Source organism: Flavobacterium defluvii, from assembly GCF_900129555.1.
GTDB lineage: Bacteria > Bacteroidota > Bacteroidia > Flavobacteriales > Flavobacteriaceae > Flavobacterium > Flavobacterium defluvii.
The window spans coordinates 836,522-859,319 of record NZ_FQWC01000001.1 but is presented as its reverse complement, the minus strand read 5'-3'; the positions used below and the strand labels follow the sequence as shown (position 1 = coordinate 859,319).

The 22,798-nt window shown below is 33.0% G+C and carries 20 protein-coding genes, 2 tRNA genes and 1 pseudogene; 11 read left to right on the top strand and 12 right to left on the bottom strand.

Annotation, left to right across the window (positions count from 1 at the left end; translation table 11 throughout):
• Nucleotides 1-127 precede the first annotated feature (127 nt).
• The 4 genes from BUC29_RS03735 to rseP all read right to left on the bottom strand — a co-directional run bounded on the left by BUC29_RS03735 (nt 128) and on the right by rseP (nt 2,301).
• On the bottom strand, nt 128-409 hold the full coding sequence (locus BUC29_RS03735) for a GIY-YIG nuclease family protein (protein WP_073413433.1): 282 nt from the start codon (nt 407-409) through the stop codon (nt 128-130).
• Nucleotides 410-688: 279 nt separating this feature from the next.
• Nucleotides 689-762 (bottom strand) — tRNA-Asn (locus BUC29_RS03725).
• Between the two features lie 38 nt (nt 763-800).
• Nucleotides 801-874 (bottom strand) — tRNA-Asn (locus BUC29_RS03720).
• An 86-nt stretch (nt 875-960) separates the two neighbouring features.
• Nucleotides 961-2,301, bottom strand: a complete 1,341-nt coding sequence (gene rseP / locus BUC29_RS03715; protein ID WP_073413431.1) for an RIP metalloprotease RseP — start codon at nt 2,299-2,301, stop codon at nt 961-963.
• Nucleotides 2,302-2,498: 197 nt separating this feature from the next.
• Between rseP and BUC29_RS03710 the strand changes: the two genes are divergently transcribed.
• The 9 genes and pseudogenes from BUC29_RS03710 to BUC29_RS21450 all read left to right on the top strand — a co-directional run bounded on the left by BUC29_RS03710 (nt 2,499) and on the right by BUC29_RS21450 (nt 13,891).
• Nucleotides 2,499-3,566, top strand: a complete 1,068-nt coding sequence (locus tag BUC29_RS03710; RefSeq protein ID WP_073413429.1) for an NADH:flavin oxidoreductase/NADH oxidase — start codon at nt 2,499-2,501, stop codon at nt 3,564-3,566.
• A 110-nt stretch (nt 3,567-3,676) separates the two neighbouring features.
• Entirely contained in the window at nt 3,677-4,717 is a 1,041-nt protein-coding gene (locus tag BUC29_RS03705; RefSeq protein ID WP_073413427.1) for a Gfo/Idh/MocA family oxidoreductase, read from the top strand.
• Nucleotides 4,718-5,025: 308 nt separating this feature from the next.
• Nucleotides 5,026-6,241, top strand: a pseudogene (locus tag BUC29_RS03700) (MFS transporter).
• A gap of 235 nt (nt 6,242-6,476) precedes the next feature.
• Nucleotides 6,477-9,293 carry a carboxypeptidase-like regulatory domain-containing protein gene (locus BUC29_RS03695; protein ID WP_073413425.1) on the top strand — a complete coding sequence of 939 codons (2,817 nt, stop codon included), beginning with the start codon at nt 6,477-6,479 and terminating at the stop codon, nt 9,291-9,293.
• A gap of 19 nt (nt 9,294-9,312) precedes the next feature.
• A complete protein-coding gene (locus BUC29_RS03690) occupies nt 9,313-10,659 on the top strand; it encodes a DUF5689 domain-containing protein (protein WP_073413423.1) in 1,347 nt (448 codons plus the stop codon).
• A gap of 140 nt (nt 10,660-10,799) precedes the next feature.
• A complete protein-coding gene (locus BUC29_RS03685; RefSeq protein WP_073413421.1) occupies nt 10,800-11,657 on the top strand; it encodes a hypothetical protein in 858 nt (285 codons plus the stop codon).
• A 148-nt stretch (nt 11,658-11,805) separates the two neighbouring features.
• Nucleotides 11,806-13,035 (top strand): GTPase HflX, encoded by a 1,230-nt coding sequence (gene hflX / locus BUC29_RS03680; RefSeq protein WP_073413419.1) that lies wholly within the window; start codon nt 11,806-11,808, stop codon nt 13,033-13,035.
• A gap of 123 nt (nt 13,036-13,158) precedes the next feature.
• Nucleotides 13,159-13,743 (top strand): ATPase, encoded by a 585-nt coding sequence (locus tag BUC29_RS03675; protein WP_073413417.1) that lies wholly within the window; start codon nt 13,159-13,161, stop codon nt 13,741-13,743.
• Entirely contained in the window at nt 13,730-13,891 is a 162-nt protein-coding gene (locus tag BUC29_RS21450) for a hypothetical protein (RefSeq protein WP_167369516.1), read from the top strand. The genes BUC29_RS03675 and BUC29_RS21450 overlap by 14 nt, the downstream gene beginning before the upstream one ends.
• A gap of 49 nt (nt 13,892-13,940) precedes the next feature.
• On the opposite strand, the gene BUC29_RS03670 is transcribed toward BUC29_RS21450, so the two are convergent.
• The 6 genes from BUC29_RS03670 to BUC29_RS03645 form a co-directional block, all read right to left on the bottom strand.
• Complete coding sequence (locus BUC29_RS03670) at nt 13,941-14,891, bottom strand: DUF3078 domain-containing protein (protein WP_073413415.1); 951 nt, start codon at nt 14,889-14,891, stop codon at nt 13,941-13,943.
• Between the two features lie 78 nt (nt 14,892-14,969).
• The gene (locus tag BUC29_RS03665) at nt 14,970-15,479 is read right to left on the bottom strand and encodes a DUF2480 family protein (RefSeq protein WP_073413414.1); all 510 of its coding nucleotides are present in this window, start codon (nt 15,477-15,479) and stop codon (nt 14,970-14,972) included.
• 80 nt (nt 15,480-15,559) lie between these two features.
• Nucleotides 15,560-15,883: a DUF59 domain-containing protein gene (locus tag BUC29_RS03660; RefSeq protein ID WP_073413612.1), complete on the bottom strand. Its 324-nt coding sequence runs from the start codon at nt 15,881-15,883 to the stop codon at nt 15,560-15,562.
• 118 nt (nt 15,884-16,001) lie between these two features.
• A complete protein-coding gene (locus BUC29_RS03655; protein ID WP_073413413.1) occupies nt 16,002-16,427 on the bottom strand; it encodes a SufE family protein in 426 nt (141 codons plus the stop codon).
• A gap of 2 nt (nt 16,428-16,429) precedes the next feature.
• Nucleotides 16,430-16,855 (bottom strand): hypothetical protein, encoded by a 426-nt coding sequence (locus tag BUC29_RS03650; protein WP_073413412.1) that lies wholly within the window; start codon nt 16,853-16,855, stop codon nt 16,430-16,432.
• An 11-nt stretch (nt 16,856-16,866) separates the two neighbouring features.
• The gene (locus BUC29_RS03645) at nt 16,867-18,081 is read right to left on the bottom strand and encodes an aminotransferase class V-fold PLP-dependent enzyme (protein WP_073413411.1); all 1,215 of its coding nucleotides are present in this window, start codon (nt 18,079-18,081) and stop codon (nt 16,867-16,869) included.
• A 221-nt stretch (nt 18,082-18,302) separates the two neighbouring features.
• Here BUC29_RS03645 and BUC29_RS03640 point away from each other — a divergent pair, with 221 nt between their 5' ends.
• Together BUC29_RS03640 and BUC29_RS03635 are read left to right on the top strand one after the other, a co-directional pair.
• Entirely contained in the window at nt 18,303-19,658 is a 1,356-nt protein-coding gene (locus tag BUC29_RS03640; RefSeq protein ID WP_073413410.1) for a serine hydrolase domain-containing protein, read from the top strand.
• Nucleotides 19,659-19,776: 118 nt separating this feature from the next.
• The gene (locus BUC29_RS03635; RefSeq protein WP_073413409.1) at nt 19,777-20,904 is read left to right on the top strand and encodes a Fic family protein; all 1,128 of its coding nucleotides are present in this window, start codon (nt 19,777-19,779) and stop codon (nt 20,902-20,904) included.
• A gap of 79 nt (nt 20,905-20,983) precedes the next feature.
• On the opposite strand, the gene sufD is transcribed toward BUC29_RS03635, so the two are convergent.
• Nucleotides 20,984-22,300 (bottom strand): Fe-S cluster assembly protein SufD, encoded by a 1,317-nt coding sequence (gene sufD / locus BUC29_RS03630; RefSeq protein WP_073413408.1) that lies wholly within the window; start codon nt 22,298-22,300, stop codon nt 20,984-20,986.
• 117 nt (nt 22,301-22,417) lie between these two features.
• The gene (locus BUC29_RS03625) at nt 22,418-22,786 is read right to left on the bottom strand and encodes a four helix bundle protein (RefSeq protein ID WP_073413407.1); all 369 of its coding nucleotides are present in this window, start codon (nt 22,784-22,786) and stop codon (nt 22,418-22,420) included.
• Nucleotides 22,787-22,798 lie beyond the last annotated feature (12 nt).

Sequence of the window (22,798 nt, the reverse complement as noted above, 5' to 3'; positions counted from 1 at the left end):
TTTCTTGTGCGATTTCTCCTTTCATTCGAAATGACAAACTTAAATAAACAAAAAAAGACGATCATTTGATCGTCTTTTTTTAAGCTCCCCCTCTTGTCTTGATAGCTTTCGGGGCTCCGATTAAAGTTTATTTATATTTTTCTTTAAGTTTCAAAATGATGTTGGGATACTTAATTAGATTTTCAACATAAGTTTTGCTTTTCATTTTTTTAATATGTTTTTCAATATCCAAACCTTGTGATTTACTTTCGCATTCTATTTTGAGAAATAACACCCAATCTTCCGCATTTGCTGTAAACTTATGTGATTCTGCATTTTTATGAAATTCCATTCTAGTGTCAAAATCAGATGTAAATCCAATATAAAATCGATTCAATTTGAAAGAATGGAGAATGTAAACAAGATGCATAATGATAGAATAATTAAAGGATGGGAAATGTTATGAATTATTTTAAGTGGTATTTAAGATGCTCTCTTTTGCCTCGAACCAACCCCGAAAGCTTTCGGGGCTCTGATTAACAGTCAGATGCTCTAACCAACTGAGCTAAGGAGGAATCACCTTAAAGGTAAACATGTTTGCTAAAAAAAGTTGCTCCCCCTCTTGGGCTCGAACCAATCCCGATAGCTATCGGGATTCTGATTAATAGCAAAAAAAACCACTTACGATTTGTAAGTGGTATTTAATAAGCTCCCCCTCTTGGGCTCGAACCAAGGACCCTCTGATTAACAGTCAGATGCTCTAACCAACTGAGCTAAGGAGGAATCACCTTAAAGGTAAATATGTTTGCTAAAAAAAGTTGCTCCCCCTCTTGGGCTCGAACCAAGGACCCTCTGATTAACAGTCAGATGCTCTAACCAACTGAGCTAAGGAGGAAAGTGTTGCTCTTTTTAGCGAGTGCAAATATAATTGAATTTTTAGTTTCTCAAAAATATTTTAACTCTTTTTCTAAAAATATTTTTTTACTTAACAATTGCCTTATAAATGTCGTTTCCATTTGCAAACAAAAGCAGCGCTATAAGTAATACGAAGCCAACCATTTGGGCGTTTTCAAGGAATTTGTCACTTGGTTTTTTGCCACTAATAATTTCATATAATAAAAACATCACATGTCCGCCGTCAAGTGCCGGAATTGGCAATAAATTCATAACGCCAAGCATAATTGATAACAAAGCTGTGATTGACCAGAAAGTTTCCCAGCTCCAAAAACTTGGAAAAATGTTGTAAATCGCTGCAAAACCTCCCACTTGTTTATACGCTTTTGTTTCAGGGTTAAAAATCATTTTCAATTGTTTTCCGTAACCTACCAATTGATCTTTTCCTTTTTGAATTCCAACCGGAATCGATTCAAAGAAACTATATTCTTTAGTGCTTACTTTATAATAACCTAATTTCTCTAAAGATTCGATAGCTAAACCGCCTACACCAACACCTAATTTTCCTAGTTTAGAAACCTTAACTGTAACAGGAGTTTCTTTTAAATCGCGTAAAACAACAGCAGGAATTGTTTTTCCTTTGTTAGCTTCTAAAATGGTTTTAGCTTCATCAAAATATTTTATTTTCTGTCCATTCAGGCTTACAATAATATCTTTTGGCTTTAAAGAAGTATTTTCAGAATCGTCAGCAATTTTACCCACAACAAACGGCATTCTTATACCAATTAATAAACCTTTCTCATATTTAGACAATTGGTCAACAAAATCATTCGGAATGTTGATTGTTTGTTGTTTTCCGTCTCTTTCTATCAAAACATGTTTCGACATAATCACATTCATGTTCATGTCGCTGTCAAAATTTTCTACTTTTTTACCGTCAATAGAAATGATTTTATCTCCGGTTCTAAAACCAGCTTTAAGCATTGCAGGATTTTCAATAAAAACACCATCTTTCAAATCAGCATTTGCCACATACGTATCGCCGTAAGCAAAAGCCATTCCTATATATATAATAAACGCCAAAATAAAGTTTACAGTAACACCGCCAAGCATAATAATTAAACGCTGCCAGGCTGGTTTAGAACGAAATTCCCATGGCTGCGGTGGAAGAGCCATTTGCTCTTTGTCCATACTTTCGTCGATCATTCCAGAGATTTTCACATAACCTCCAAGTGGTAACCATCCGATTCCGTATTCTGTTTCGCCAATTTTCTTTTTTAACAGAGAATATTTAACATCAAAAAACAAATAAAATTTTTCGACTCTTGTTTTAAATAATTTTGCAGGAATAAAGTGTCCTAATTCGTGAAGAATAATAAGTAAAGATAAACTCAATAGAAATTGAGAGAGTTTGATAACTATATCCATTGTAAATTTTTAGTTCGTATTTAACGCACAAAAGTAGCGTTTTCTTATTTAATTAAAGCCGCAAGATAATACTTAAGATTTTAAATGTTTGTTAATTAATAAACATTTCAATTTCTCGTTTTAACAAGATACTGTAACTTTACTTTTTAAACGGCTGTCAATTTATTGGTAGCCCATAATCATTAAAAGTTACAATTATGGCTTCACAATTATTTTCTCCCATAACATTAAAAAACACCAGTTTAAAAAATAGAATCGTTATTTCGCCAATGTGCCAGTATTCAGCAATTGACGGATTTGCAAACGACTGGCATCTCGTTCATTTAGGAAGTCGTGCAAGCGGCGGCGCCGGATTAATTATTCAGGAAGCCACAGCCGTTTCTCCAGAAGCGAGAATTTCTCCTGCTGATCTCGGGATCTGGAAAGACGAACATATCGAAAAGTTAAAACAAATTAATGAATTTATAGTTTCTCAAAATTCAGTTCCGGGAATCCAATTGGCACATGCCGGAAGAAAAGCAAGTGTTTCTTCTCCGTGGGAAGGAAATAAAAAATTAGATTTCGCTCACGGCGGATGGCAGACGGTTTCGGCAAGTGCGATTCCGTATCACGATGGTGAACCATTTCTTCCGGAAGCTTTAGACCAAAACGGAATCAAAAAAGTAATTTCAGATTTTAAAAATGCAACAAAAAGAGTTGTTGAAGCGGGATATAAAGTTTTGGAAATTCACGCCGCACACGGTTATTTATTGCATCAGTTTTTATCACCTTTAACAAACGTAAGAACAGACGAATACGGAGGAAGTTTCGAAAATAGAATCCGTTTTACTCTCGAAATTGTAGACGCTGTCCAGACAGAATGGCCTTCAGATTTACCTTTGTTCGTGAGAATTTCAGCAACAGATTGGGCAGAAGGAGGATGGAATCCCGAAGAATCAGTTCAGCTTTCTAAAATTCTAAAAGAAAAAGGAATTGATTTAATTGACGTTTCTTCTGGCGGATTAGTTTCACATCAAAAAATTGAAATTGGTCCGGGTTATCAGGTTCCTTTTGCAGAAAAGGTAAAAAAAGAATCAAACATTTTAACTGGCGCAGTTGGTTTAATTACAGAAGCCAAACAAGCCGAAGAAATTTTAGAAAAAGGTCAGGCCGATTTAATTTTGTTTGCCAGAGAATCATTAAGAAATCCTAATTTGCCTTTAGATTTCGCTAAAGAATTAGACAGCGATATTCAATGGCCAAAACAATACGAACGAGCAAAATAATAAATTTATTAGCCACAACCCGAGCGATAGCGAACAGGCGAAGCAATTCACGAATTAATTTTAAAACATAACTTTATAACTTGTGAATTCGTGGCAAAAAAACATACAACATGCAAAAAATAAAAACAGCACTATTATCATACGGAATGTCGGGAAAAGTTTTTCACGCGCCATTTTTAGATATTCATCCGGGTTTTGAATTATTAGGATCTTGGGAACGAAGCAAAAAACTCATTCAGGAAGATTATCCATACGTAAAAAGCTATCCTTCAATCGATGATTTATTAGCCGATGATGTCGATTTGGTAATCGTAAACACGCCAGTTGGAACGCATTACGAATATGCAAAAAAAGTGCTTTTGGCAGGAAAACATGCCGTTGTCGAAAAAGCTTTTACAACAACTGTTGCCGAAGCAGAAGAACTGGCCAAAATTGCAGAAGAAAAAGGATTGAAACTGGCTGTTTTTCAAAACAGAAGATGGGACAGTGATTTTAAAACCATTCAAAAAATAATTAACGAAGGCGTTTTAGGAGATTTAGTAGAAGCCGAATTCCATTTTGACAGATACAATCCATTATTGAGTCCTAAAGCACATAAAGAAACCGCCAATGATGGAGCGGGAGTTTTAAAAGATTTAGGTCCGCATATTATCGATCAGGCTATTTGTTTATTTGGTTCTCCAAAATCGGTTTTCGGAGATATAAGGATCACAAGAGAAAATTCTTTAGTTGATGATTGGTTTGATTTATTACTTATTTACGACGATTTGAGAGTACGTCTAAAAGCTGGATTTTTTGTAAGAGAAGCAAATCCGGCGTATACCATTCACGGTAAAAAAGGTTCTTTTTTAAAACCACGTGGAGACGTTCAGGAAGACGAATTGAAAATTGGTAAAAAACCAAATCTGGAATCCTGGGGAACAGAACCGGAAAATTTGGAAGGAATTCTGCATACAGAAATTGACGGAAAAGTAATGCGTGAAAAAGTGCCAACTCTCAAAGGAAATTATTTCGCGTTTTTTGACGGTGTTTTCAACTCTATTACAAATCATACTAAAGAACCTGTTACGGCACAAGATGGCGTAAAAGTAATGCAGATTATAGAAGCAGCGATTGCAAGTAATGCGCAGCGAACTGTAATTGATTTATAAAAGATTGATTGCTCACTCCCGATGGCTATAGGAATTACAGATTAAATGGGTTTACGCTGATTTAATTTTTTTATAATCTGTAAGCAAAATGCATACAATATATATCGTAGAGACGCACAGCAGTGCGTCTTTTTTTATGCGTGACAATAAAATAACAGCTGTGCAAAACCCGTTTAATCCGTAAAATCTGCGGGCAAAACCGACCGATTTATAAACAATAACGTTGTAAATAATCTAACAATTTGTACCTTTAAGTAAATACGAAGGATTTTTGTATTTTTATAATATAATCCCAAAACGCATTAATTTTGATAAATTTTAATCCATTACAACTTTTTCAGACTAAAGGAAAAATCAAGAAAGTTTTTAGAGAAGCAAAGGCTTCCTATTTAAACAGAATTCGTTTTGCCGTTGGAATGTTTTATTTCGGAATGGGATTAAGTTTTGCAACCTGGGCAAGCAGAATTCCGGATATTAAAACCGCTTTGCATCTAACCGAAGGTGATTTGGGTTCTATACTTTTTGCACTGCCAATGGGGCAATTAATCGTAATGCCGTTTTCAGGAAAAATGGTAACTAAATTTGGAAGTCACCGCGTTTTGATTTTTTCCTTAATAATGTATGTTTTGAGTCTGGCCAATTTAGGTTTGGCAACAACCGGATCACAATTATCAATAGGTCTGTTTTTATTTGGCTTATTTGGAAACTTAGCCAATATTGCAGTAAATACGCAAGGTGTTTATACTGAAGTTCTTTTCAAAAAAACAATCATGTCTTCTTTTCACGGAATGTGGAGTTTTGCCGGATTTACAGGTGCTTTGGTCGGATTGGGAATGCTGGCTTTAAAATTAAAACCATTACATCACTTTTTAATTGTTGGCGTAGTAGTTTTATTAATGATCGCTTTCAATTTTAAATTTTTAATCAGAGCCAAGGAAAAAATCAAACACAATACAGAAAAGAGAAGAATATTTGTAAAACCAGACAGTGGTTTAATCTGGCTTGGGGTAATTGGTTTTTGCAGTATGGCAAGCGAAGGCGTAATGTTTGACTGGAGCGGTGTTTATTTTAAAGATATTGTACAGGCTCCCGGCCCTTTAGTTGTTTTAGGCTACACGTCATTTATGATTATGATGGCCGGCGGAAGATTTTTAGGCGACGGATTAATCAATAAATTTGGTCGTGAGCGTGTAATGCAGATTAGCGGCATTATGATTTCGGCAGGACTTTTTACCGCAGTTTTTCTTCCTTATATTGTTCCTTGTACGATTGCTTTTATGGCAGTTGGTTTAGGAGTTGCTACTATAGTTCCAACAGTTTATAGTCTTGCGGGAAAAAATCCAACTGTTCCGGCAGGAGAAGCGTTAACCATTGTTTCTAGTGTAAGTTTCTTAGGTTTTTTAATGGGACCCCCTGTCATTGGACATAGCACAAAACTTCGGACTTAAATTTTCTTTTGCTTTTATCGGAATATTTGGTGTTTTAATTGCTTTTATGGTTTCTAAAATTAGAACAACTGATTAAATTATAAGTCTCATCCTGAGTAGATTAAATACATTAGCGATACTTTTTTTTATTCAAAAATATAATACAGTATTAATTTTGTAAGAATTTATTTTCTTTTAATTATTGTTTTTTCCTATATTTGAAAATCGAGCCGCTTGTATTATAAGTAAGACTCTTTTTCCAAAAACCAATTTATCTTTTGAATTGAGGATTAATTTCCTAAAAACAATTTTCAAAATGAATTGGAATTTTAATGGTAAAAAAATACGCAGTCTTTCTTGTTTTATTGTCTTTTAGTTTTGCTTTTGCTCAGGAAACGATCTTCTTTGGATTTGTAATTGATGCCAAAACAGAAAAACCAATTGAGAGTGTTGTAGTCAATATTCAAAATACTTCTATCACCGGACTTACTTCAAAAAACGGAAGATTTGAGTTGTATTCGCCTGTAAAAGGTGAGCAGTTGTTATGGGTTCACAGTCAGGGGTATAAAGATCTTCTTTTAAAAATCCAATCCGATTTTGGACAAAAGATAAATCTCGGAATACTACAATTAGAAGATACTTTTTCCGATGAAGCTCCTGCCGCATTAATAACTTTATTAGACAGCGATTTATCTGATGATAATAGTTCATCAGAAATGACTTCGGGACTTTTACAATCTTCGCGTGATGCTTTTATGCAGGCTTCGGCTTTTAATTGGGGTCAGGCCCGATTTAGATTTCGTGGTTTAGACAGCGAAAACGGAACGATGATGCTCAACGGAATGACGATGAACAAAATCTACGACGGCAGACCGCAATGGAACAATTGGAGCGGATTAAATAATGTACTCCGAAATCAGGAATTTTCAGTTGGAACTGCAGCTTCAAATTATACTTTTGGTGGTGTTCTGGGAACACAGCAAATTTCTACCAGAGCTTCTTTATATAGAAAAGGAACACAGCTTACATTTTCCGGAAGTAATACAACATATACTTGGCGCGCTATAAGTACTTATGCATCAGGAATGAATGCTTCCGGATGGGCTTATGCCGTTTCTGCAGGAAAAAGATGGGCAGATGAAGCTTATTTTGAAGGGACAAATTTCAACGCAGATTCCTTTTTTATTAGTGTTGAAAAGAAATTAAACAACAGAAATTCAGTCAATTTTACAGGATTTTACACACCAAATTCTCGTGGCAAAAATTCTCCAAATACAAACGAAGTCACCAATTTAATGAGTGAAAAATACAATTCGTACTGGGGATTTCAAAATGGAAAAAAACGAAATGCAAGAGTAAAAAATGTCAAAGAACCATTATTGATGCTTAATCATTATTTTAAAATTGATGATAAAACCAATCTCAATTCGAGCGTAATGTATCAATTTGGAAAAGTAGGAAACAGTAATATCGATTACCAAAATGCTGATAGTCCAGATCCTGTTTATTATAAAAAAATGCCGAGTTACTTTAGTTCGCTTTATGCAAAAGACAAAGGCGAATTCTCTGGAGAATTTACGCCTGATTATGAAAATGCTGAGAAAAGCAGAATCACATTTTTGGCAAATTCCCAAATTGACTGGAACAGAATGTATTTAACAAATCAAAAACCAGGTCAAAATGGTTATGAGCCGGCGCAGAGTCATTATGTTTTATATGAAGACAGAACAGATGATAAAACCTTCGCAGTAAATTCAAATCTAAATGCACAGATTAATTCTAATATTTCTTTTGATGCAGGAATAACTTTTAAGAATTTAAAATCGCATAACTTTCAGTACTTATTAGATCTTCTTGGCGGAGCATTTTTTGAAGATATTGATCCGTTTTATAAAGGCGATCTTTCGCAGTCTGATTTGCAAAACCCGAACAGACAGGTTAAACAAGGAGATATTTATGGCTATAATTATAATCTAACTGCTAATACAATTGATGCTTTTGCGCAGTTTAAATTTGCATATAATAAAACTGAATTTTATTTGGCACAGTCCTATTCAGTTTCAGATTATCAAAGAGAAGGCTTATATCAAAATGGAATTTATCCCACAACTTCTTTAGGAAAAAGTGAAAAAATAAATTTTGAAAACTTTGGTTTTAAAGGCGGATTCACGTATAAAATTTCGGGTAAAGAATGGTTTTTCATAAATGGTGCACATTTAACAAGAGCGCCCTCATTACGAAATACATTTTCAAATTCGAGATTAAACAATAAGATAGTTGATGGAATTGAAAGTGAAAATATTACTAGCGCAGAAGCCAATTATGTTTACCGTTCGCCAAAACTCAAATTACGTTTAACAGCTTATTATGCATTAATAAAAAACAGTTCTAAAACTTCCTTTTTTTATGCAGAAGGAATTTTCGACAATGGAGCAGGTTACGATGCAACAGATGCTTTTGTCAGTCAGACTCTGACTCAGTTAGATAAGAAAAATACTGGTGCAGAATTGAGTTTTGAATATCAAATTTCGTCTACTCTAAAAACTACTTTATCTGCTGCTTACGGAAACTATGTTTACAACAGTAATCCAAATGTATCCATTACAAACGCTGCAAACGCTGCAAAAGATGGTGCGCAGACAACTTTTGATTTTGGTCAGGCCTATCTTAAAAACTACAAACAAGCGGGAATGCCGCAAAATGCAATTTCAATTGGTTTAGAATATCGCGATCCTAAATTTTGGTGGATTGGAACAAATATCAATTATTTGAGTGATAATTATATTGATGTTTCGCCAATATCAAGAACTTCACAATTCTATATTAATTCAGCAAACGGATTTCCTTTTCCCGAAGCCACTTCCGAAAGAGGAAATGAATTATTAAAACAAGAAAAATTTAAGTCTGTTACGCTGCTGAATATTAACGGAGGAAAATCCTGGCGAGTTCAGAAAAAGTATATCGGACTTTTTGCCAGCGTTAATAATGTGCTGAATTTAGTATACAAAACAGGCGGATTTGAACAGGCTCGAAACGCAAATTTCAGAGCTTTAAATCAAGATGCTTCAAGCGGAACACCATCATTTGGACCCAAATATTATTATGGTTACGGAAGAACTTATTTTTTAAATCTAACAATCGGTTTATAACTCGAAAAATTTATTTCTCATGAAAAATATAATTTTAAAATCACTTTTACTTTCATCGTTATTAATCTGCAGCTGTAGTAAAGACGTAGAAAATCCAAAATTAGAATGTACACAGCCCGATTATAAAGTAAACAAAACGGTAGAAAAAGTTTATGAGCTTTCGGGCAGTACAGCAAAACAATATTTGTACGATGATATTATAGAAGCGTATGTGGTTTCAAGTGATGAAGGAGGAAATTTTTTCAAAACGATTTCACTGCAGACAAAAGCCTCCGAAAGAATTCCTGCAATAGGTTTTAGCGTACCCATAGATGCGTCAAATACTTATATTGACTACAGAATTGGTAATAAGGTTTATGTAAAACTTAAAAATCAATTTACAGATTTGTATTATGGAGGTTTGAGAATTGGCAGTTTATATGTTAGCAATGCCGGAGACCCAACAATAGGCAGAATCTCTCAAAATGAATACAAGAATGTTTTAAGCGCATCATGTGAACTTATAGATGAAAACCAGTTACTTGAATCGCTTTCTATAGAAAAAGCACTTGACGATACTAAACTAAATACATTGATTGAACTCAATGATGTTGAGTTTACTGAAGCAGCATTAGGGCGTCATTATTTTGAAGAATCAAACAATATAGGAGGATCGACAAACTGGAATCTGCGAGATAAAACGGGGAATCAAATTATTTTAAGAACAAGTAGTTATGCAAAATTTGCAGATCATTCTGTACCGGAAGGAAGTGGAAAAGTAAGAGGAATTTTGACAAAGTTTGGTACAGATTACCAACTAATGGTAAGATCTGAAAATGATATTGTAATGAATGGAAAAAGAAGTACTCCATTTTTTGCAGAAGATTTTCAGTCGGTTAAAAACAATGTCAATTTTGCACTTCCAGGATGGAGCAATATTGTAGAGAAAGCCACTAAACTATGGAAAAGTATGGTTTATGCCGGAAATGGTTATGCCGAATTTAATACTACAAGCACAACCGCAGCCGAAAATATTGCATGGCTCGTTTCTCCTAAAATTGATCTGACGGATTATAAAAATGCAGTGTTGTCTTTTAGAAGTGCGCAGCATGATTTAAAAGTAAATTCTCCTTTAAATACACTAGAAGTTTATATTTCAACAAACTTTGACGGAGCCAATATCAGCAAAGCAAAATGGACAAAGCTGGATGCAAAAGTTCCTAATCTTTCAACTCCTGCGCGTGAATTTATAAGTTCTGGCGGAATTGATCTTTCGGCTTATTCCGGAAATATAAATATTGCATTTAAATACATCGGATCAGGAAAAGATAAAACTTTAAATGGGGCTTTTATGGTTGATGATATTAAGATATTTGGCGAAAAGTAGGAATTTTTACTTTGAAAAATTCAGTTAAGTGACTGGTTTTTTGGCTAATAATTTAATGGAGTATTATTTTTGAGATTTTAAACTATTAAATTTTGACAGAATTTTGTATTTTGGTCATCCCAAATCAATACAAGAACAAAATGAAAACCTACTTTATTGCCATCCTAATGATGGTGTTTCCATTCTTGATGCACAGTCAGGACAATGTTAAATTAAAGCAAATCAACATTGTAAAAACGAATTACCAAAACTCTAAAGACGGTGAAATTGTTAATAAAACAATGGTTTTTAAAGATGGTAAACTGCAGACAATAACAACTTCAGATGTTGTGCAGCATTTCTTTTACAACAAAAACGGACTATTGGATATGACCGTTAAAGATAAAGTAGGAAGCGACTGGAAAGAAGTTATCAATTATACTTATGATGCTGACGGTAACATTACAAAGTTTGTAAAAAAATATCAGGAAGGACCAGATTATATTACAAAAGTGGTATCGTTTGTTTATGAAGGTGCACGTGTAAAAGTAACGACTAAAAAAAGTACAAATCACCAGAACTTAGTTGAAGATATTGAATATATCATCGAAAACGGAACTATTGTCAGACGTACTTCACGAGACAGAAACAAGGCAATTATTGGTAAACTTGAATATGTTTATGTTAATGATAATGTAGTTAAACACAAAGGTTTAGTAGGTGATAAAATCTCAAAAACATATACTTTTGATGACAAGAAATCTGTAGACCAATTAATTGTTCAAAATCTTTTTGGTCAAAATTATAAGATAATTGTACCAATGATTTCATATCATGAAGATGAATTTAGTTTTGAAGCTATTTCTTATAACAACGAAATGAATTTTAGTCCGTCGTCTACAGCTTTAGTTGCGGTAAGCCGAAAATATAAATACAACAAATTAAACTTTCCTATTTCTTGTTCACAAATTGAAGAAAACGGAATTGTAAAAACAGAAAAAACGTTTATTTACGAATAAATAAGTTTTTAAATAATCCTTTAAACCATTTATAAGTAAGGTTAATACCTGATTTATAAATGGTTTATTTTTTAAATAGGATTTAAAATTGAAATTCTATAATTGTAGTAGTTTACAAATGATTAAATTTGTAGCCTTATTTTAAGATATGCTAGAGAAAGAAGTTATAAATTTTGAGAAAACGGCCATAGTAGGTATTGTAACTCAAAATCAAAGTGAGGAAAAACTTAATGAATATTTAGACGAATTAGAGTTTTTAACTTTTACCGCTGGCGGTCAGGTTATAAAACGCTTTTCGCAAAAAATGGAATGCCCGAATCCGAAGACTTTTGTGGGGACGGGTAAAATAGATGAAATCAATCTTTTTGTAAAAGAAAACGCAATATCGACTGTTATTTTTGATGATGAATTAACACCTTCGCAGCAAAAAAATATATCAAGAATTATTGATTGCAAAATTCTTGACAGAACCAATTTAATTCTGGACATTTTTGCGCAAAGAGCAGAAACATCGTATGCCAGAACGCAGGTAGAACTGGCACAATGTCAATATTTATTACCAAGACTTTCGGGTTTATGGACGCACCTTGAACGTCAAAAAGGAGGAATTGGTATGCGTGGTCCGGGGGAAACGGAGATTGAAACAGACAGACGTATTGTGCGTGACCGAATTTCGTTGTTGAAAGAAAAAATCAAAACGATCGATAAACAAATGAGTATTCAGCGAAGCAACCGCGGAGCAATGGTTCGTGTGGCATTGGTTGGATATACAAACGTTGGAAAATCGACTTTGATGAATGCAATTGGAAAGAGTGAAGTTTTTGTTGAAAATAAATTGTTTGCAACTTTAGATACAACCGTTCGAAAAGTGGTTATTAAAAATTTGCCTTTCTTGCTTTCGGATACGGTTGGATTTATTCGAAAACTGCCAACCCAATTAGTTGATTCTTTCAAAAGTACACTTGATGAGGTTCGCGAAGCTGATTTGCTTTTGCATGTTGTAGATATTTCACATCCGGATTTTGAAGATCATATAGAATCAGTAAATCAGATTTTGCAGGAAATCAAAAGTAATGACAAACCAACAATTATGGTTTTCAATAAAATCGATGCTTACAAACACCTGACAATTGACGAAGATGATTTGATTACCGAAAGAACCAGAAAACACTGGACTCTTGACGAATGGAAACAAACTTGGATGAGTAATGTAGGTCATGATAAGGCATTGTTTATTTCGGCAACAAGAAAAGAAAATTTCGAAGAATTTAGAGAAATGGTTTACGAGGCGGTTCGTCAGATTCACATTACCAGATTTCCATATAATAACTTTTTATATCCTGATTACAAGGATGCTATTGAAAAGGAAGAAGAATAAAATAGAAACGGCTTTTGATTTATTTCAAAAGCCGTTTTTTATTCCTACACAAAGAATTTAAACTTTATTAAATATATCTCAAATACTATTTAATGAAGGTTGATATTTCATATCTTTGTTAAAATGAGTAAGAATTTATATATAATTTCAGGGTGTAATGGAGCTGGTAAAACTACCGCTTCTTTTACAATATTACCTGAAATTTTGGATTGTAAAGAATTTGTAAATGCAGATGAAATTGCAAAAGGGCTTTCTCCATTTCAACCTGAAAAAGTAGCTTTTGAGGCTGGGAGAATAATGCTTCACAGAGTCAATGAGCTGTTAGAGAGTAATAAAGTGTTTGCTTTTGAAACTACACTTGCTACTAAAAGTTATAAATCTAAAATTAACTTAGCTCAAGAAAAAGGTTATAAAGTAATTCTTTTGTTTTTTTGGTTGCAAGATGTTGAACTTGCAATAGAAAGAGTAAAAACGAGAGTTTTCGAGGGTGGACATAATATAGAAACAGCTGTTATTAAGCGAAGATACATTAATGGTATATTAAACTTATTTAATATATATTTGCCAATAGCTGATGAAGTTATGATTTTTGATAATTCATTTGGGAAACCTGAATTGTTAGCGGAAAAAATGCTTGAAAGTGAAATTGATATAATCAATGAAATTAAGTACAATAAACTAAAAAGTATCTATAATGAAAACATATAAAAGATCTTTAACTCAAGATAAAATTTTAAGTGCTATGGATTTAGTATATGATAAATTAATTGAATTCAAAAAGAAATCAAATAGCGAATTAGTTGTTATGAAAGATGATAAAATTGTTCGAATAAAACCTAAATCACTTAATAAATAAAAAATAACCCTCAAATTTGAGGGTTATTTTTTTATATGCTGTATTTTAATTAAAAACCAAAATTAATTCCTAAACCAAATACTTCTCTAGTTTGAAGGCCTCTAAAAGCATTATCATCATAAATCGCCTGAAAGGCTAAATTTGCCGAAAGAAATTTATTTACCTTCATTATAATATTCAGCGAATAATTGATATCTACATTTTGCGGATCTTCAAGATAATTAGAATATAAATTCAATGTGTTTTCTGCAGTTACATTGGTCATAATAGCCAATTTATAATAAACAGAAGCATAAAAACCGAGTTCATAACGCATAGTTTTACCTTCGTCAACGCCAAAATAATCACCATCTACATAAGGCAGGCCAGTAAATCTGTCAATTCCACTCGTGTAAGCATTGTCTACAAAAGTGAATTTTGAAGTCAGTGGTGCAAAATTTATTTTCAGGTTTTCATTTTTAGACCAGTAAATACCGGGCCCGGTAGTGAGATATCCAGGCGACATAAATTTAGTTTGCTCAGTTCTAATTTCTTTGCCGTTGGCATCCTGACTATAAATATAACCCGTTGTAAACTGAGTTCTAAAATTTAAAAAATAAGAATAATACCATTCGCCAAAAGCTTTTTTACCAAGAATGGAATTAAATTCTAAACGGTCATCTGTTTTCTTGCCAAAATCAGAATTTTTAGTTTGTAAAAGCCCGTAAGAAGCAAGAATTTTATTGTCCCAGGTTAAATCGTCTTTTTTGTAATTGAAGTCGTAGTTTATTCCTAAAGTCCCGGAAAAACTGTCTTCACCACCAGCAACCCAGTTATTGAAACTGGATTGGTTTAATAAAAGCGATACAGTTCCTTTTGCTTTCCAGCCTTCTTCTTCAATTGTATCATTGATTTTTTTTACAGCTTTTTCCGTGTTTTGAACTAGTTCTTTTTCTGAATTTTGTGCCTGAACAAAAGTAAAGTTCGCAACGATACATAGTAAAAACGCCAGCTTTCTCATGGTTGTTTAGTTTTAGTGTATTCTCAAATATACAAAAAACTAAATTAAGGTTTGGCGTAAATTGCCCGAAAATGAAGGTTATTTCTTAGATTCTTTGTACAATGGCACAGCAGAACATGCCTCGCCATACATAATACTTCTTGCGAAAGGCTGTAAATAGTTTGTAGCCAAAATATAAGCACGCATTGGTACAGGTTTCCTAGAACAACCTTTTACGATTACAGGTTTTCCTTGATAAGCAGAGTAATCAATTTTACTTAAAATTTCTTCGTATAAGCTTGCGTCAAGATCTTCGATAGTTCCATTGACTACTTTTTTAGCAAAAGGTGCAAGATGAACGCTTACTAAAATTAATGCCCAAGCGGGAATTATGGCATCTGTACTGCAGTGTACAGCCACATATTGATCTTGGTATTGTGACCAGTCGTGATTTTTAAGATGCTCTCGAAAGTCTTTTTCTTTCAATAAAAATCCTTCCAAAAGCCATTGCGAAATGTCAATCTGCACACGCATTCCTTTTGGATAATAATCCTCAAGATCAAAAACTTCTAAAGCACTATTGGCAACTTTATTGATGATTTCTTCCATTTTTTTAGTCTGAAAGTCGAAGGTCGAAAGTCATAAAGTCTCTAATCTTTGGACTTTATGACTTTGGACTTTATGACTATTTAAAGCATTCCTAATTCTAATTTAGCTTCTTCGCTCATTAAATCTTTGCTCCAAGGCGGATCGAAAGTAATTTCAACGTCAACATCTTTAATGTTTTCGATTCCTTTTACTTTTTCTTCTACTTCTCTAGGTAAACTTTCTGCAACAGGGCAGTTTGGTGAAGTAAGTGTCATAAGAATTTTTACTTCGTAATCTGTATTTACCATTACGTCGTAAATTAATCCTAATTCATAAATATCAACAGGAATCTCAGGGTCGTAAATGCCTTTTAAAACTCTTACGATTGATTCTCCTAATTCGTTTGTGTCAATTTCTTGTTCCATTTTTATTTTTGTTTTTACCATTAAGCTATTAAGAGAATTAAGTTTTGTAGTGTGCTTAATTCTCTAAAATAAAGCTTAGTACTTTATGAAACTTAATACCTCAATGGTTTAAAATTTTTTAGTTTTTGTTTTTTGCATCAAAAGCCAAAGCGTACATTTTGATGTTTTTTATCATCGAAATCAAACCGTTGGCACGCGTCGCAGATAAATGTTCTTTTAAACCGATTTCATCTATAAATTCAGTATCTGCATTTATAATATCGGATGCTTTTTGGTTGGAGAAAGCGCGAATTAAAATCGCAATTATTCCTTTTGTCAAAATAGCATCGCTGTCTGCGGTAAAAACGATTTTATCACCTTGTTCTTCGCCCTGAAGCCAAACTTTAGACTGGCATCCTTTGATTAAATTTTCATCTACTTTGTACTCTTCTTTGATTAACGGAAGACTTTTTCCTAGTTCGATAATGTATTCATAACGCTGCATCCAGTCGTCGAACATCGAAAATTCGTCTATTATTTCGTTTTGTATTTCCTTTATAGTCATAATTATTCTTTAGCAAAATCAACCAGTAAATTAACTAGTTTTTCGATTTCTTTTGGAGGAAAACCATTATCGAAACCAGGGGTTTCATACGTTTTTCCATCTTTAGTTATTTTTAAATTTCCTATTGCAGCACCATCATAAGTACGTTTGTCTGTTGGTGCTTTTAATGTTGAAAGTTTATCTAAATTTACTTTTGAAAATTCAGCCGTAATTTTATTCCATTTAGCATCATCAATTTTAGTTTCAATAGGCTGCTGATCTCTTCCGTTTGTAACAAAAGCAGTTTGATTTTGAAGGACAATCTTTTTAAAATATCCTCTTGACATTGCAGAATATTCAATTTGAGTTTCGGCCATGTTTGTTTTTTTCTGACTGCAGCATCCAGTCGCAATAAAAAGGGTTAAAAGCAATAAAGATAATATTCTCATAAATAGTTTTTTTAGCTTAGCATTGTTTGAGCTTTCTTAACGGCATCAACCATTTGGTCGATCTCCTCTTTTGTGTTATAAAATGAAAATGAAGCACGAATAGTTCCCGGAATACAGAAGAAATTCATAATTGGCTGAGCACAATGGTGACCAGTTCTAACGGCAATTCCTAATTTATCTATAATAGAACCAACATCATACGGATGAATTCCATCAATATTAAACGAAATTACAGAAGCTTTATTTTTTCCTGTTCCGTAGATTCTTAAACCTTCAATTTCAGATAAGCGTTTTGTAGCGTACTCTAAAAGTTCGTGTTCATATTTCTGAATATTTTCGAAACCAACACTGTTTAAATAATCAATTGCAGTTCCTAAAACAATTCCACCGGCAATATTTGGAGTTCCGGCTTCAAATTTATGAGGAAGATCTGCGTAAGTAGTTTTTTCGAAAGTAACCTCTTTAATCATTTCGCCGCCGCCTTGATAAGGAGGAAGTTTATTTAGCCATTCTTCTTTTCCAAAAAGAATTCCAGTTCCGGTTGGGCCGCACATTTTATGACCTGAAAAAGCATAAAAATCACAATCTAATTCCTGAACATCTGGTTTTAAATGCGGAACTGCCTGCGCGCCGTCAATTAAAACTGCAGCACCAACAGCGTGTGCTTTATCAATAATATATTTTATCGGATTAATGATTCCGAGTGCGTTTGAAATATGATTAACCGTAACAACTTTTGTTTTCTCAGAAAGCAATTTATCAAATTCTTCAATGATTAATTCTCCGTTTTGGTCAATCGGAATTACTTTCAAAACAGCACCTGTTTTTTCGCATAACATCTGCCACGGCACAATATTACTATGATGTTCTAATGAAGAAACAACAACTTCGTCGCCCGGTTTTAAGATAGAAGCAAAACCATTTGTAACTAAGTTGATTCCGTGTGTAGTTCCAGAAGTAAAAAGAACCTCATGAGCATGTTTTGCATTGATATGATCTTTTACTTTTCCGCGTGAAATTTCATAAGCATCAGTAGCTAACTGGCTTAAAGTGTGAACACCACGATGAATGTTGGCATTAATTTCCTGATAATATTTTACTTCAGCATCAATTACAACTTGTGGTTTTTGCGAAGTAGCTCCGTTGTCGAAATATACTAATGGCTTTCCGTTTACAGTTTGTGAAAGTATCGGGAAATCAGCTCTTATTTTTTGAATATCTAGCATGTCTTATTTAGAAAAAATCTATTTACAAAAGTACTAAAACTAAATTTGTTTATACAGTAATTCTATAATTTCCTTTTATGATGCCATTGCTATAAGGCGTAAATATTGATTCCCTAAAAATTGATTCTGTTTTATGAATTATCTGAATCAGATTTGTGATTTGTGTTCTAAAATCGTGAACATAAATTATTTATATTGCAATAAAAATAACTTAAATCATCATGAAAAAATTTCTCAAAGTACTTTTGCTTGTAGTAGTTCTTGCTTTTCTTTATTTCGGGTTTACGACTTATCCGAAGCTTGATTTAATATCTGGTTTCTCGGCCAAAAGTGTTGCATCAGGACATTTTATTGATAATCGTTCTTTGGATTTAATTCAGAAAACGGATAATGATATCAATTTGGTTGATTTGGCCAAAAATTCAATCGATGATTCTGGAAAATTTGCTCTTTCATCTGTTTACGGACTTAAAGAAAGAAAAGCAATTTATCGCGAAGGTTTAGGGGCAGTTTTGATTAATGATGATTTTGATGTTACAAAACCTTATTTACTTCCAAAAAGAACAAAATTAGAAAACAATCTTTCTTTTCCATACGGAAATAATGAGCCAAAAGATACTTCGTTTGCAAATGTTGATTATTCAAAATTGAAAAAAGCAGTTGAAAATGCTTTTGATAAAACAGGCGGAAGAATTAAAAGAACGCGTGCTGTTGTTGTTTTATATAAAGATCATTTGATTGCCGAAAAATACGATACAGGTTTCAATAAAGACAGTAAAATTCTGGGTTGGTCGATGACAAAAAGTATTACAAGTTCTGCCTTTGGAGTTTTGGCTAAACAAGGAAAAATCGATATTTATAAACCTGCTCCAGTTGAAGAATGGAAAAATGATGAACGCAAAAATATTACGCTTAATGATTTGCTTCACATGAATTCTGGTTTAGAATGGGAAGAAAATTACAGTACAATTTGTGATGCTACAAAAATGCTTTTTCAGGCGGAAGATATGGGAAAAGTACAATTGGAAAAACCTGCTCAATTTAAACCAAACACACATTGGAATTATTCTTCTGGAACAACAAACTTGTTGTCTTTAATTTTAAGAAGACAATTTAAAACACAGCAGGAGTACCTTGATTTTTGGTACAGCGCCGTAATCGACAAAATCGGAATGAACTCGATGATTGTTGAACAAGACATGTCGGGAACGTTTGTGGGTTCTTCTTACGGATGGGCAACACCACGCGACTGGTCAAAATTTGGATTATTATATCTTCATAAAGGAAACTGGAACGGAGAGCAAATCCTTGATGAAAGCTGGGTAAAATATACTACAACTCCAACAAATACTTCTGAAGGAAAATATGGAGCGCAATTTTGGCTAAACGCAGGAGGAAAATTTCCAGATGTTCCTCATGATATGTTTTATTGTAGTGGTTATCAAGGTCAAATGGTAGCAATTATTCCGTCTTTGGATATGGTAATTGTGAGAATGGGAGTGAGAGAAGAAGAACCGGGATTTGATTTTAATGGGTTTTTGAAGGGGATAATCGATAGTGTAAATAACTTAAAGTAAACCTTAGTAATTTAAGTTTTTTCGGTTATTTGTTAATTAACAAAAACACTATTTAAGTTTTTTATGGTTTTCCTTAAATAAGATTATCTTTGTTTAAGTTTTTTAAATTGTTTTTGAAATGGATGCATTTAAATCAGGCCAATATATTAATCAAGGATATTATAAAAGTTTTCAGCCTAATTTTATAAATAGAAATTGGATCTTGAATAACATGGAAGTTATTCAACTTTTAAGTAAAGCAGATAGACATTTGGGTCGATTAGATATGTATTCTGAATATGTAAATATTGATTTATTCATTAGGATGCATATTGCAAAAGAAGCAACTCAATCGTCTAAAATTGAGGGAACTCAAACCAATATGGAAGAAGCTTTTTTGAAAAAAGAAGAGATTGCATATGAAAAAAGAGATGACTGGGAAGAAGTTCAGAATTATATAAGTGCAATGAATGAAGCGGTAAAGTTATTACACAGGTTGCCATTTTCATCAAGATTGATAAAGCAAACTCATAATATTTTATTACAAGGTGTAAGAGGAGAACATAAATTGCCCGGAGAATATAGATCTAGTCAAAATTGGATTGGAGGAGCAAGCATAAGTGATGCTGTTTTTATTCCTCCATTTCACGGGAGTATCAATGAATTAATTTCCGATTTGGAATTTTTTGCAAATGATGAAATTAACCCTTTGCCTGATTTAATAAAAATTGCAATTATTCATTATCAATTTGAAACGATTCACCCCTTTTTAGATGGAAATGGAAGGGTTGGGCGTTTGTTAATTACAATTTATTTAGTTAGCAAAGGAATTTTGAAACAACCGATTCTTTATTTATCTGATTTTTTTGAAAAAAATCGAGTTTTATATTATGATAATTTGATGCGAACAAGGACTCATAATGATATTAATCAATGGTTGAAATTTTTCCTGACGGGAGTTATCGAGACCGCTCAAAAAGGAGTTACTACTTTTGATGGAATTTTACAATTACAAAAAACTCTTGAAGAAAAGTTAAAGACGCTAGGCAATAGAAGTTCAGATGCACGGAAGGTAGTTGATTATCTTTATACTCAGCCTATTATAGAAATATCAAAAGTGGAAGAATTAATAGAAAAGTCTTCCGTAACTGGATATAAATTATTAGCTGATTTAGAGAGATTAAATATTATTAAAGAGATTTCCGGAGCTCAAAGAAATAAACTTTTTGTTTTTAAAGATTATATTGACTTGTTTAATCGCGAATAATAAAAAGTAAAGTTCGCAAAGTTTAAATAAAATCTTTGCGAACTTTGCGTAACCTTTGTGTCTTTGCGGTAAAACCCGACTACAAATCAAATCCTAAATTTACGCCTAATTTCATGGCAATGATTTTAGTAATTCTTTGTTTTAATTCCGGTATTTTGATGCTTTCGATAACGGCATTTGAGAATGCGTACATCAATAAAGCTTTAGCTTCTTTTTTTGGAATTCCGCGTGACTGCATGTAGAACATTGCTGTTTCATCAAGTTGTCCAACTGTACATCCGTGAGAACATTTTACATCATCAGCAAAAATTTCCAATTGAGGTTTTGCGTTGATAGTCGCTTTGTCGCTCAATAAAATGTTGTTGCTTTTTTGGAAAGCGTTTGTTTTTTGAGCTTCTTTTTCTACCAAAACTTTTCCGTTGAAAACGCCTGTCGAACGATCAGAGAAAATTCCTTTATAATCCTGAAAACTTTCACAGTTTGGCTGCGCGTGGTTTACCAAAGTATAATGGTCAACGTGTTGTTTGTCATTTAAGATCGAAATTCCGTTTAACGTACTTGTTAATCTTTCACCAAAGTGATAAAAATTCAAGTTGTTACGAGTTAAATTTCCACCAAAGGAGAAAGTATGAACGTAAGCATGACTTTCTTGTTGTTGAGAAACATAAGTGTTGTCAATTAAATTGGCTTCGCTATTATCGTTTTGAATTTTGTAATAATCAACAATCGCACGTTTTTGAGCAAAAATCTCAGTAACAGAGTTTGTTAAAACTGGATTTTCGTTTAAACTTTGGTGACGCTCGATGATTTGAACGTGTGAATTTTCACCCACAATAACCAAGTTTCTTGGCTGAACCATTAAGGCAGACTCGTTTCCAGTTGAGAAATACATAATCTCAATTGGTTTGTCAGCCACTTTTTTCTTCGGAATATTGATAAAAGCACCTTCAATTGCAAAAGCAGTATTCAATGAAGTCAAACTGTCATCTTTACTTGCAATTTGATTAAAGTAGGTATCAATAACCATTTTATATTTTGGTTTGGTCAATGCTGAAGACATCAAACAAACGTCAATTCCATCGTGTGTTGTAGAAGACAAATGCGAACTGAAAACACCATCAATAAATACTAATTTGTAAGTATCGATTTCGTGTAAAAAGTATTTTTTTACCTGATTAAATTCGATTGCATTTTCCTGCTTTGGAAAAACCGTAAAGTCATTTTTTAAGATGGCATTTAGCGATGTATATTTCCAAGCTTCTTCTTTTTTGGTTGGGAAACCTTTATTTTCGAAGTTTTTTAAAGCATTTGTGCGTATGTCATGTAAATCTGAATGTACATCGACACGCTCTTCAAAAGCCATAAAAGACGATACTAATTTTTCTTTTAAATCCATTGTTCTTTTTAGTCTTAAAGTCGAATGTCGAAAGTCGAAAGACTTTGGATTGTCGACTATTTTTGTGAAAAAATCATAAATTAAGTTGAGTCTGAAAAGACTTTACAACTTTTGACTTTATGACTTTTGACTCAAATATTTAATGAAACCACTTAATAATTTCGATATTTCTGTTACCGATTCTAAAAGCATTTCAAATTCTTCTTTTATAATATATTCTAAATCAAAAGCTAAATATAATTGAGATCTTACTTCTCCTGCTGAAGCTTTGGCGACATATAAAAAGTAAACAAACTCTTTATCTGTATTTCTCTCAAAACCTTCTGCTATATTTGATGATATAGAAAGTGATGCGCGTCTTATTTGTCTAACAAAATCAAAGTCTTTTTTGAAATTAGAATTTTCAGTAATCAAATATATTTTCTTGTTGAAGATTCGAGATTTTTGCCAAGAATTTATTTCCTCAAAAGATTTAAATTTACTCATGCTTTATTTCAA

Bases quoted from the DNA above. Each gene is read 5' to 3' on its own strand.
- BUC29_RS03735 (WP_073413433.1), bottom strand. From the start codon at position 409: ATGCATCTTGTTTACATTCTCCATTCTTTCAAATTGAATCGATTTTAT.
- BUC29_RS03690 (WP_073413423.1), top strand. From the start codon at position 9,313: ATGAAAAATATAATTTTAAAATCACTTTTACTTTCATCGTTATTAATC.
- BUC29_RS03670 (WP_073413415.1), bottom strand. From the start codon at position 14,891: ATGAGAAAGCTGGCGTTTTTACTATGTATCGTTGCGAACTTTACTTTT.
- BUC29_RS03650 (WP_073413412.1), bottom strand. From the start codon at position 16,855: ATGAGAATATTATCTTTATTGCTTTTAACCCTTTTTATTGCGACTGGA.
- BUC29_RS03655 (WP_073413413.1), bottom strand. From the start codon at position 16,427: ATGACTATAAAGGAAATACAAAACGAAATAATAGACGAATTTTCGATG.
- BUC29_RS03675 (WP_073413417.1), top strand. From the start codon at position 13,159: ATGAGTAAGAATTTATATATAATTTCAGGGTGTAATGGAGCTGGTAAA.
- BUC29_RS03685 (WP_073413421.1), top strand. From the start codon at position 10,800: ATGAAAACCTACTTTATTGCCATCCTAATGATGGTGTTTCCATTCTTG.
- BUC29_RS03705 (WP_073413427.1), top strand. From the start codon at position 3,677: ATGCAAAAAATAAAAACAGCACTATTATCATACGGAATGTCGGGAAAA.
- BUC29_RS03660 (WP_073413612.1), bottom strand. From the start codon at position 15,883: ATGGAACAAGAAATTGACACAAACGAATTAGGAGAATCAATCGTAAGA.
- hflX (WP_073413419.1), top strand. From the start codon at position 11,806: ATGCTAGAGAAAGAAGTTATAAATTTTGAGAAAACGGCCATAGTAGGT.
- BUC29_RS03665 (WP_073413414.1), bottom strand. From the start codon at position 15,479: ATGGAAGAAATCATCAATAAAGTTGCCAATAGTGCTTTAGAAGTTTTT.
- BUC29_RS03625 (WP_073413407.1), bottom strand. From the start codon at position 22,786: ATGAGTAAATTTAAATCTTTTGAGGAAATAAATTCTTGGCAAAAATCT.
- BUC29_RS03710 (WP_073413429.1), top strand. From the start codon at position 2,499: ATGGCTTCACAATTATTTTCTCCCATAACATTAAAAAACACCAGTTTA.
- BUC29_RS03695 (WP_073413425.1), top strand. From the start codon at position 6,477: ATGGTAAAAAAATACGCAGTCTTTCTTGTTTTATTGTCTTTTAGTTTT.
- sufD (WP_073413408.1), bottom strand. From the start codon at position 22,300: ATGGATTTAAAAGAAAAATTAGTATCGTCTTTTATGGCTTTTGAAGAG.
- BUC29_RS03640 (WP_073413410.1), top strand. From the start codon at position 18,303: ATGAAAAAATTTCTCAAAGTACTTTTGCTTGTAGTAGTTCTTGCTTTT.
- BUC29_RS03635 (WP_073413409.1), top strand. From the start codon at position 19,777: ATGGATGCATTTAAATCAGGCCAATATATTAATCAAGGATATTATAAA.
- rseP (WP_073413431.1), bottom strand. From the start codon at position 2,301: ATGGATATAGTTATCAAACTCTCTCAATTTCTATTGAGTTTATCTTTA.
- BUC29_RS21450 (WP_167369516.1), top strand. From the start codon at position 13,730: ATGAAAACATATAAAAGATCTTTAACTCAAGATAAAATTTTAAGTGCT.
- BUC29_RS03645 (WP_073413411.1), bottom strand. From the start codon at position 18,081: ATGCTAGATATTCAAAAAATAAGAGCTGATTTCCCGATACTTTCACAA.